The sequence below is a fragment of the Streptomyces sp. NRRL WC-3549 genome, assembly GCF_000721935.1.
Taxonomy (GTDB): domain Bacteria; phylum Actinomycetota; class Actinomycetes; order Streptomycetales; family Streptomycetaceae; genus Streptomyces.
The window spans coordinates 50,033-60,732 of sequence record NZ_KL585394.1 but is presented as its reverse complement, the minus strand read 5'-3'; the positions used below and the strand labels follow the sequence as shown (position 1 = coordinate 60,732).

Sequence of the window (10,700 nt, the reverse complement as noted above, 5' to 3'; positions counted from 1 at the left end):
CGCGCCGGCAGCCGCCCGCCGACTGGGCGGACATCGTGCCGGAGCTCGGCCCGCGCGAGGGCGACGTCGTCGTCACCAAGCAGCGCTGGGGCGCCTTCCACGGCACCGACCTCGACCTCCAGCTGCGCCGCCGGGACGTCACCCAGATCGTCCTGGCCGGCATCGCCACCGCCATCGGCGTCGAGTCCACGGCCCGTGCCGCCCACGAACTCGGCTACCACGTCACCGTGGCCACCGACGCGGTCACCGACCTCGACCCGGACACCCACCGCAACAGCGTCGAGAAGGTCTTCCCGAGGCTCGGCGAGACCGGCACCACATCGGCGATCGTCGAGCTGCTCGGCTGAGTACCCGGGCGGGTGCGGCCGAGTACGACCTCCGGGGCCGCACGGGTGACATCGCCGCCCGCACCGGCCGTGCCTGTGCCCCCTCGTGCGTGGAGGTGCGTTCAGTTGGATCACCACATCAGTGTGATCAGCTGCAAATGCCACCAAAACGTTTGTCATCCGGTCCATTCCGGTACGGGTGGGCCGGGCCGGCCCCGGAGGTATCAGCCATGGCCCACCTCGGCGTCCCGCGCGGGACGGCCCGAAAGCGCCGCTCGGTCGCACTCCTGGCGACGGGGGTGCTCACGATCCCCGTGCTGGCGGGCTGCTCCTCGGACCACGACGGCCGCGTCCCGGTGGCCGTGGGCCAGGACATCGCCCCGGCGGCCCGGGACCGGGTCGCCGACGGCTCCACCCTCACCTGGGCGATCGACGCGCTGCCCGCCACCTTCAACGCCTTCCAGGCCGACGCCGACGGCGCGACCACCCGGGTCACCGGCGCCGTCCTACCCACGCTCTTCCCGATGGACGCACGTGGGGAGCCCCGGCTCAACCCCGACTTCCTGGAGTCCGCGAAGGTCATCGAGCAGGAACCGAAACAGGTCGTGCTCTACAAGCTCAACCAACGGGCCGTGTGGAGCGACGGACGGGAGATCGGCGCCCCCGACTTCGTCGCCCAGTGGCGCGCGCTCAGCGGCAAGGACTCCGCGTTCTGGACCGCGCGCAACGCGGGCTACGAACGGATCGAGAAGATCGAGCGCGGCAAGGACGACCTCCAGGTCCGCGTCACCTTCTCCAAGCCGTACGCGGACTGGCGGGCGCTGTTCTCCCCGCTGTACCCGAAGGAGGTGACCGGGTCTCCCGCCGCCTTCAACGACGGCGCCCGCACCGCCCTCAAGAACACCGCGGGGCCGTTCCGCCTGCGCAGCGTGGACAAGAAGAAGGGGACCGTCACCCTCGACCGCGACCCCCGCTGGTGGGGCGACCGGGCCAAGCTCCAATCGCTCGTCTTCCGGGCCGTGAAGCCCGAGGACCGCGCCGAGGCCCTGACCGAGGGCACCGTGGACGTCGCCGACGTCGACCCGGCGGCGGCGAACAGCATCGCCCAGGCCGCCCGCTACCGCACCGGCGACGGACGGCCGCCCGCCCACGGCCCCGGGGCCGACACCACCCCGGCCTCGGCGCTGCGCTCCTGGGCACTTGCACACGGGTCGGACGAGGAGGCGGCCGAGGCCGCCCAGGCCGCCCGTGCCGAGGAACGCGAGGCCGTGGCGGCGTACGCGGCCGAGCAGAAGGCGCTCAACGGCTTCGCCGTACGCAAGTCGCTGGAGCCCGCCTACACGCAGTTGGCGCTCAACGGCGAGTCCGGGCCCCTCGCCGACGACCGGGTGCGCCGCGCGGTCGCCCGCGCCCTCGACCGCCAGGAGCTCGCCGACACCGTCCTGAAGCCGCTCGGGCTGCCCGCGAAGCCGCCCGGCAGCCACCTGGCCCTGGCCGGGCAGCCCGCGTACAAGGACGCCAGCGGGGCCCTGGGCGCGCAGGACACCAAGGAGGCGCGGGCGCTGCTGGCGGACGCGGGCTGGACGACCGGCGGAGCCGTCGAGAAGCCCGCGGACACCAAGGCCGGCAGCGAGGCCGACAAGAAGACGGACGAGGACGCCGGGAAGAAGGCGTCCGGCAAGGCGACCGAGGAGGCCTCCGGCGCGGACGCCGACCAGGCCTCCGACACGGAGGAGAAGGACGACAAGGCCTCCCGTGACGAGGGGCTGTACATCGTCGGCGACGACAAGCCGGGCGGCCGGGCCGGCCGTACCGCCGTCCCCCAGGCCCTCGCCACCGCACCGGCCGCCGCGGCCCAGAGCGCGGCCGTGATGCGCCAGGTCGCGGCCTTCACCGGTGACGAGAGCGGCCGGGTCAGCGCCCAGGACAAGCAGCCGCCCGGGGGAGCGCCCGGCGCCTACGCACCCAAGGGCACGGCGGCCCCCGCCCCCGCCCCGGCCAGCAACCGGCTCGGCAAGGACGGCAAGCCGCTCACCCTGCGCTTCGTCCTGCCGTCCGGCCCCGGGTCGCAGCCGCTGCGCAGCGTCGGCGACAGGATCGTCGAGATGCTGGACGCGGTCGGTATCGGGGCCCAGATCACCAAGGTCGACGACGAGAGCTACTTCAAGGACCACATCGCCTCGGGCGACTACGACATGGCCCTCTACTCCTGGCCCGCCACCGCCTACCCCGCGACCGACGGGCGCCCCATCTTCGCCAAGCCGGAGCCCGCCACCGACGGATCGCTGCTGGTCGAGCAGAACTACACCCGGGTCGGCTCCGACCACATCGACCAGCTCTTCGACCGGGCGGTCTCCGAGCTCGACGACAAGACCTCCAGGGACCTGCTGAAGCAGGCGGACGCACGGATCTGGGCAGCGGCCGGATCGATTCCGCTGTACCAGCGGCCGCAGCTGGTCGCGGTCGACAAGAAGCTCCGCAACGTCGGCGCCTTCGGCTTCTCCACCCCCCGCTACCAGGACATCGGATTCGTCGGGGGCCAAGCGGCAGGTGCTCCCGCGAGCCCCAGGAAATAGCAGGTCACCCGCCTGATCCAAGCTCAGAACCAGCTCAATTCCCTTGCCCGTCGGCACCGCCGGCGGGCAAGGTGGCATCTGCCTGGACCCGGGCTCCCCGCTTCCCCCGCACCCCCTCGCCGTCCGGCCCCGCCCCCCGCCGTACGACGGCTGAACACAGGGTGGACAACGCCCGGCGAACGGCCTCGCCGACCGGGCCGGGACGCTCCGGACGCGTCAAGCCCGTACCATTGGACCAGCCGTGGCGTGTCCGCCCGGCGGGCGTACGAGGACTCCAGACCGACTGAGACGCCTGATCCCCGATCGAGAGAAGCGCAAGCCACCCATGCCCACGCGCCACGACATCCGTAACGTAGCCATTGTTGCCCACGTCGACCACGGCAAGACCACCCTGGTCGACGCCATGCTCCGGCAGGCGGGCGCCTTCGCCGCCCACGCCGCCGAGAACCTCGACGAACGCATGATGGACTCGAACGACCTGGAGCGTGAGAAGGGCATCACGATCCTCGCCAAGAACACGGCGGTGAAGTACCACCCCAAGGACGGCGGGGACCCGATCACGATCAACATCATCGACACCCCCGGCCACGCCGACTTCGGCGGCGAGGTCGAGCGCGGTCTGTCGATGGTCGACGCGGTCGTCCTCCTCGTCGACTCCTCCGAGGGTCCGCTCCCGCAGACCCGGTTCGTGCTGCGCAAGGCGCTCGACGCCAAGCTCCCGGTGATCCTCTGCATCAACAAGACGGACCGCCCCGACGCCCGTATCGCCGAGGTCATCGACGAGACGTACGACCTCTTCCTGGACCTGGACGCCGACGAGGACCAGATCGAGTTCCCGATCGTCTACGCCTGCGCCCGTGACGGCGTCGCCTCGCTGACGAAGCCCGAGGACGGCACCGTCCCGCCGGACAGCGAGAACCTGGAACCGTTCTTCAACACGATCCTCTCGACGGTCCCGGCCCCCGAGTACGACGAGGACGCACCGCTCCAGGCGCACGTCACCAACCTCGACGCCGACAACTTCCTCGGCCGCATCGCCCTCTGCCGCGTCGAGCAGGGCGAGCTGCGCAAGGGCCAGACGGTCACCTGGATCAAGCGCGACGGCACGATGTCCAACGTGCGCATCACCGAGCTCCTGATGACCGAGGCGCTCACCCGCCAGCCCGCCGAGAAGGCGGGCCCGGGCGACATCTGCGCCATCGCCGGCATCCCGGACATCATGATCGGCGAGACCCTGGCCGACCCCGAGAACCCGATCGCGCTGCCGCTGATCACGGTCGACGAGCCGGCCATCTCGATGACCATCGGCACCAACACCTCGCCGCTCGTCGGCAAGGGCGGCAAGGGCCACAAGGTCACCGCCCGCCAGGTGAAGGACCGCCTGGACCGCGAGCTGATCGGTAACGTCTCGCTCCGCGTCCTGGACACCGAGCGCCCCGACGCCTGGGAGGTCCAGGGCCGCGGCGAGCTCGCGCTGGCGATCCTCGTCGAGCAGATGCGCCGCGAGGGCTTCGAGCTCACCGTCGGCAAGCCGGAGGTCGTCACCAAGCAGATCGACGGCAAGACGCACGAGCCCGTCGAGCGCATGACGATCGACTCGCCCGAGGAGCACCTCGGTGCCATCACGCAGCTGATGGCCTCCCGCAAGGGCCGCATGGAGACGATGACGAACCACGGTTCGGGCTGGGTCCGCATGGAGTGGATCGTCCCCTCCCGCGGCCTCATCGGCTTCCGTACGGAGTTCCTGACCCAGACCCGCGGCACGGGCATCGCGCACTCCATCTTCGAGGGCCACGAGCCCTGGTTCGGCGAGCTGCGCACCCGCCACAACGGCTCCCTGGTGGCCGACCGCGCGGGCTCCGTGACGCCGTTCGCGATGGTCAACCTCCAGGAGCGCGGTGTGATCTTCACCGAGGCCGGCACCGAGGTCTACGAGGGCATGATCGTCGGCGAGAACTCCCGCGCCGACGACATGGACGTGAACATCACCAAGGAGAAGAAGCTCACCAACATGCGTGCGGCTTCCGCGGACACCACCGAGAACGTGGTGCCCGCCCGCAAGCTCTCGCTGGAGCAGTCCCTGGAGTTCTGCCGCGACGACGAGTGCATCGAGGTGACCCCGGAGACGGTCCGTATCCGCAAGGTCGTCCTCGACCAGAAGCAGCGCGGACGCACGGCCTCGCGCGCCAAGCACGGCTGATCCCGGCGCCGGACCGGTCCGGCACCGAGGGACGACTCCCCGTTCGGAAGAGGCACCTCCTCTTCCGGGCGGGGAGTTCTCGTGAAGGTCGTACACCGGCCCGCCGGTGCGGCCCCCGCCCCCCGCCGGTCCGGGCCGGACGGCCGGGCAGGCCGCGCCGCCGAGTGACCGGACCCGGGCCGGGCGGGCGGTCCCGCGAGGCCACGCCGAAGAGATCGAGGTCAACCGGATTTAGCGGGCGAGGTGTTCGTTATTCGACCGTTGCTCTCCGGAACATGTGTTAACGGTCCGTTTCGGGGGTGTCTGTCTGGGATCGCTTTGTCCGGATTTCGGGCTGGGCGAGGTTTCTGATGTTGTCAAACCGAGACCCTTTAAGTGTGGTTTACAGCCCGGTGTTCCTTAATAGTTGGCTCCATTGAGCTCGGGTCAATGGGTCAGCGCACTGTGGGGAGTGCCGACTCACGAGCACACTCGGGGCACTGAAACGATCGCCGTCAGGGGTGTCGGTTGATCTCTCCAGTGCCCCTCTTGTAGTCAAAAGTGGACTCATGAGGAGGAAACCCATGCGCGGTGCCAAGAGCGCCAAGTGGGTCGCGGGAGCGGCAATCATCGCCCTGGCCGCGACCGCCTGTGGTGGCGGCGACAGTGACGACAGCGGCAAGTCCGCTTCGAAGGAGAAGGGCAAGCCCGCCGGCTACGTCTCGGTCGACGTCGGCGAGCCGCAGAAGCCCCTGATCCCGGCCGACACCAACGAGCAGCTCGGCAGCTACGTCATCCAGGCGCTGTTCACCCAGCTCCTGGAGTTCGACGCCGAGGGCAACATCGTCTACACGAACGCGGAGTCCGTGAAGTCGGACGACTCCAAGACGTGGACGGTCAAGCTCAAGCCGGGCTGGAAGTTCCACGACGGCACCCCGGTCACCGCCGAGTCGTACATCAAGGCGTGGAACTGGTACGCCAACATCAAGAACGGCCAGCAGAACGCCTTCTGGTTCGAGGACATCAAGGGCTACGAGGACGTCCACCCCGCCAAGGGCGACCCCAAGGGCACGGAGATGTCCGGCCTGAAGGCCGTGGACGACACCACCTTCACGGTCGAGCTCGAGAAGCCGGTCCCGTACTTCGAGTACAAGCTCGGCTACTACACCTTCGCCCCGCTGCCCGAGGTGTTCTACAAGGACACCAAGGCGTTCGGCCAGGCGCCGGTCGGCAACGGTCCCTACGTCTTCGAGAAGTGGGACCACAAGAAGCTCATCCAGGTCAAGGCCAACGCGGACTACCAGGGTCCGAACAAGGCCAAGAACAAGGGCATCCTGTTCAAGAACTACGCCACCGTCGAGGCGGCGTACCAGGACCTGCTCTCCGGCAACCTGGACATGATCCGCCAGGTCGGCCCGAAGGACCTGCCGAAGTACAAGCAGGACCTCGGCGACCGCGTGATCGACGAGCCGTACGCGGCCGTCCAGTCGCTCACCCCGGTCTTCTACTCCAAGGCCTTCAAGGACATCGACCCCAAGGTCATCCAGGGCCTGTCGATGGGCATCGACCGCAACACGATCACCAAGACGGTGCTCAACGGCACCCGCGAGCCGGCCACGAGCTTCACGCCTCCGGGCGTCGCCGGCAACCAGGACCTGGACACCGACGTGTTCACGTTCGACCCGGCCAAGGCCAAGAAGCTCGTGAAGGAAGGCGGCGGCGTCCCGGGCAACAAGGTCTGGATCCAGTACAACGCCGACGGCGGCCACAAGGAGTGGGTGACCGCGGTCTGCGAGTCCATCCGCAACTCGACGGGTGTCGACTGCATCCCGGACGCCAAGCCGGACTTCCAGACCGACCTGGAAGCGCGTGACAACGACGAAGTCAAGGCCATGTACCGTGGTGGCTGGGTCGCCGACTACCCGCTGAACGTCAACTTCATGCGGGAGCTGTACGGCACCACCGCCGAGGCGAACAACGGCCGGTTCTCCGACAAGGAGGTCGACGCGGCCTTCAAGAAGGGCGACAACGCCGACTCCCTGGACGACTCCATCAAGACGTACCAGGAGGCGGAGAAGCTCCTCCTCGACAAGATGCCGGCGATCCCGCTGTGGAACTACAAGATCAACGGTGGGTACGGCAAGTCCGTCGAGAACGTCGCGATCGACTACCGCGGTGACTACGTCATGACCGACGTGACCGTGAAGTAACCACGCCTGAGGGCCCCCACTCGGCCATCAGCCGCCCACGCAGGCAGTAGGTCCCGGGGGGCCGCTCTCCGCATCCGGAGAGCGGCCCCTCGGGCTGCTTTATCCCTTTCGGAGGCAAACATGGGGCGTTATGTCGCACGGCGACTGCTCCAGATGATCCCGGTCTTCCTCGGATCAACCTTGCTGGTCTTCGCCATGATGTACGCGCTGCCCGGCGATCCCGTGCGCGCGCTCGCGGGTGAACAGACCGTAGACCCGGCACAGATCCAGGCCATGAAGGAAAAGCTGGGCCTGGACCTGCCGCTCTGGCATCAGTACTGGAACTACCTCTCCGGTCTCTTCCAGGGAGACTTCGGCACCCAGATCGCCAGTGGGCGACCGGTCGCCGACATCATCTCGGAAGCGTTCCCGATCACGGTCCGACTGGCGCTGTTTGCCTTCGTCTTCACCGTCCTCGTCGGTATCTCCATGGGTGTGTTCGCCGGTCTCAAGGCGGACACCTTCCGCGACCGCGGACTGCTCCTGCTGACGCTCCTGCTCATCTCGGTCCCGTCCTTCGTGCTCGGCTTCCTCGGCCAGTACTTCTTCGCCTTCCAGCTCGGCTGGGTCGATCCCAACGTGAGCGCGGAGGCCAACTGGAGCGAACTGTTCCTGCCCGCGGTCGTCCTCGGGTCGCTCTCGCTGGCGTACGTCGCGCGGCTCACCCGTACCTCGATCGCGGAGAACCTGCGCTCGGACTACGTGCGTACCGCCGTGGCCAAGGGGCTGCCGCGGCGCCGCGTCGTCGGGATCCACCTGATGCGCAACTCGATGATCCCCGTGGTCACCTTCCTCGGTACCGACCTGGGCGCCCTGCTCGGTGGCGCGGTCATCACCGAGGGAATCTTCAACGTCAAGGGTGTCGGCTGGACCGTCTTCGATGCGCTCAAGCACCGCGAGGGGGCCACGGTGGTCGGCATCGTGACGCTGATCGTCATCGTCTATCTCGCCACCAGCCTGCTCGTCGACCTGCTCTACGCGGTCCTGGACCCGAGGATCCGTTATGCCTGAGACGCTGAAGGAAACCACCGCGACCGACACCGCGAAGGCGCCGGAGCCGGTCTCCGCCACCCCGAAGGTCGGCAAGCCCCGCAGCCTGTGGTCGGACGCCTGGCACGACCTGCGGCGCAGCCCGCTGTTCGTCGTCTCGGCCGTCCTGATCTTCCTCCTGCTGGTGATGGCGGTCTTCCCCGGCCTGTTCACCGGTGCGGACCCGCGCTACGCGGACCTGGCCAACCACTACCTCCAGAAGCCCAAGTGGGGGAACGTCTTCCAGGAGGACTGGTTCGGTTACGACGTCCAGGGCCGCTCGATCTACGCGCGTGTCGTCTACGGCGCCCGCGCCTCGATCATGGTCGCCGTGATCGTCACCGGCCTCGTCACCGTCCTCGGTGCGGTGGTCGGCATGCTGGCCGGCTACTTCGGCGGCTGGATCGACACGATCCTGTCCCGTGTCACCGACATCTTCTTCGGTGTCCCCTTCATCCTCGGCGCCATGGTCATCCTGACGTCGTTCGAGGAGCGTCACGTCTGGGTCGTCATCCTGGCCCTGGCCTTCCTCGGCTGGACCCAGATCGCCCGTGTCGCACGCGGCTCGGTGCTGACGATCAAGCAGGCGGACTACGTGATGGCGGCCAAGGCGCTCGGCGCCTCGACCAGCCGCATCCTGCTCCGCCACATCCTGCCCAACGCGATGGCCCCGGTGATCGTGGTCGCCACCATCGCGCTCGGCGGTTACATCTCGGCCGAGGCCTCGCTGTCCTTCCTGGGCATCGGTCTCGCGGAGCCGACCGTGTCGTGGGGTGTCGACATCTCCTCCGGTCAGGAGCAGCTGCGCAACGCCCCGTTCGTGCTGATCATCCCGTCGGTCATGGTGTCGATCACCGTTCTGGCGTTCATCATGCTCGGCGATGCGGTACGCAACGCCCTCGACCCCAAGCTGCGCTGAGGGAGGCGTACATGACCATCATCGACAAGACCGCGGATGTCCCCGCACCGCGGGGCACCGACGACACGAGCGGCCCGCTGCTCGAAGTCCGTGACCTGCACGTGGAGTTCCACACCCGGGACGGCGTCGCCAAGGCCGTCAACGGCGTCAACTACAGCGTCAGCGCGGGCGAGACGCTCGCCGTGCTCGGCGAGTCCGGCTCCGGCAAGTCCGTGACCGCGCAGGCGATCATGGGCATCCTGGACATGCCCCCCGGCAGCATCCCCAAGGGGGAGATCCTCTTCCGCGGCCAGGACATGCTCAAGATGTCCGCCGAGGAGCGCCGGAAGATCCGTGGCCAGAAGATCGCGATGATCTTCCAGGACGCGCTCTCCTCCCTGAACCCGGTCCTCAGCGTCGGCTACCAGCTCGGCGAGATGTTCCGGGTCCACAGGGGCATGTCCAAGAAGGAGGCCAAGGCCAAGTCCATCGAGCTGATGGACCGGGTGAAGATCCCGGCCGCCGCCTCACGCGTCTCGGACTACCCGCACCAGTTCTCCGGCGGTATGCGCCAGCGCATCATGATCGCCATGGCGCTGGCCCTGGAGCCGGACCTGATCATCGCGGACGAGCCCACCACGGCCCTCGACGTGACCGTCCAGGCGCAGGTCATGGACCTGCTCGCGGAGCTCCAGCGCGACTTCAACATGGGCCTGATCCTGATCACGCACGACCTCGGTGTCGTCGCCGACGTCGCGGACAAGATCGCCGTGATGTACGCGGGCCGGATCGTCGAGACCGCCCCGGTCCACGACATCTACAAGCGCCCGGCGCACCCCTACACCAAGGGCCTGCTGGAGTCGATCCCGCGCCTGGACCAGAAGGGGCAGGAGCTCTACGCGATCAAGGGGCTGCCGCCCAACCTGCTGCACGTGCCGTCCGGCTGTGCCTTCAACCCGCGTTGCGCGAGGGCGCAGGACGTCTGCCGCACGGACATCCCGGCCCTGCTCCCGGTCACCGAGCAGGACGGTACCGAACTGGCCGGCCGCGGCAGCGCCTGCCACTTCTGGAAGGAGACGCTCCATGGCTGAGCTCGACAAGAAGCCCGTGGACGCCACCCCGAACGTCACCGAGGTCGGCACGGTCAACGCGGCCACCGAGACGGAGGCGGTCGCCGCCATCGACGCCCCGGTGTCCCAGGGCGAGCCGATCCTGCAGGTGCGCAACCTGGTCAAGCACTTCCCGCTGACCCAGGGCATCCTGTTCAAGAAGCAGGTCGGCGCGGTCAAGGCGGTCGACGGCATCTCGTTCGACCTGTACGCGGGTGAGACGCTCGGCATCGTCGGGGAGTCCGGCTGCGGCAAGTCCACGGTCGCCAAGCTGCTGATGACCCTGGAGCGGGCCACCGCCGGTGAGGTCTTCTACAAGGGCCAGGACATCACC

At 68.5% G+C, this 10,700-nt stretch carries 8 protein-coding genes; all 8 read left to right on the top strand.

All coding sequences use genetic code 11. The annotated features are described in order from the left end of the window. A partial coding sequence (locus IH13_RS0110905) for an isochorismatase family protein (protein WP_158791121.1) occupies positions 1 to 347 on the top strand: 347 nt, incomplete at its 5' end. Positions 348 to 556: 209 nt separating this feature from the next. After that, positions 557 to 2,902, top strand: coding sequence for an ABC transporter family substrate-binding protein (locus IH13_RS0110900; protein WP_031083304.1), 2,346 nt, complete (start codon positions 557 to 559; stop codon positions 2,900 to 2,902). Positions 2,903 to 3,227: 325 nt separating this feature from the next. Continuing rightward, complete coding sequence (gene typA / locus IH13_RS0110895) at positions 3,228 to 5,102, top strand: translational GTPase TypA (RefSeq protein ID WP_031083303.1); 1,875 nt, start codon at positions 3,228 to 3,230, stop codon at positions 5,100 to 5,102. Between the two features lie 563 nt (positions 5,103 to 5,665). Further along, positions 5,666 to 7,291: a peptide ABC transporter substrate-binding protein gene (locus tag IH13_RS0110890; protein ID WP_031083301.1), complete on the top strand. Its 1,626-nt coding sequence runs from the start codon at positions 5,666 to 5,668 to the stop codon at positions 7,289 to 7,291. Positions 7,292 to 7,411: 120 nt separating this feature from the next. Next, complete coding sequence (locus tag IH13_RS0110885) at positions 7,412 to 8,341, top strand: ABC transporter permease (RefSeq protein ID WP_031083299.1); 930 nt, start codon at positions 7,412 to 7,414, stop codon at positions 8,339 to 8,341. After that, complete coding sequence (locus IH13_RS0110880) at positions 8,334 to 9,278, top strand: ABC transporter permease (RefSeq protein WP_031083296.1); 945 nt, start codon at positions 8,334 to 8,336, stop codon at positions 9,276 to 9,278. The genes IH13_RS0110885 and IH13_RS0110880 overlap by 8 nt, the downstream gene beginning before the upstream one ends. A gap of 11 nt (positions 9,279 to 9,289) precedes the next feature. Further along, on the top strand, positions 9,290 to 10,348 hold the full coding sequence (locus IH13_RS0110875; RefSeq protein WP_031083295.1) for an ABC transporter ATP-binding protein: 1,059 nt from the start codon (positions 9,290 to 9,292) through the stop codon (positions 10,346 to 10,348). Then, positions 10,341 to 10,700 (top strand): ATP-binding cassette domain-containing protein (locus IH13_RS0110870; RefSeq protein ID WP_031083293.1); only part of this gene is annotated, 360 nt, incomplete at its 3' end. The genes IH13_RS0110875 and IH13_RS0110870, both read left to right, overlap by 8 nt.

Coding starts and splice junctions, on each gene's coding strand:
- IH13_RS0110900 (WP_031083304.1), top strand. CDS start 557: ATGGCCCACCTCGGCGTCCCGCGCGGGACGGCCCGAAAGCGCCGCTCG.
- typA (WP_031083303.1), top strand. CDS start 3,228: ATGCCCACGCGCCACGACATCCGTAACGTAGCCATTGTTGCCCACGTC.
- IH13_RS0110890 (WP_031083301.1), top strand. CDS start 5,666: ATGCGCGGTGCCAAGAGCGCCAAGTGGGTCGCGGGAGCGGCAATCATC.
- IH13_RS0110885 (WP_031083299.1), top strand. CDS start 7,412: ATGGGGCGTTATGTCGCACGGCGACTGCTCCAGATGATCCCGGTCTTC.
- IH13_RS0110880 (WP_031083296.1), top strand. CDS start 8,334: ATGCCTGAGACGCTGAAGGAAACCACCGCGACCGACACCGCGAAGGCG.
- IH13_RS0110875 (WP_031083295.1), top strand. CDS start 9,290: ATGACCATCATCGACAAGACCGCGGATGTCCCCGCACCGCGGGGCACC.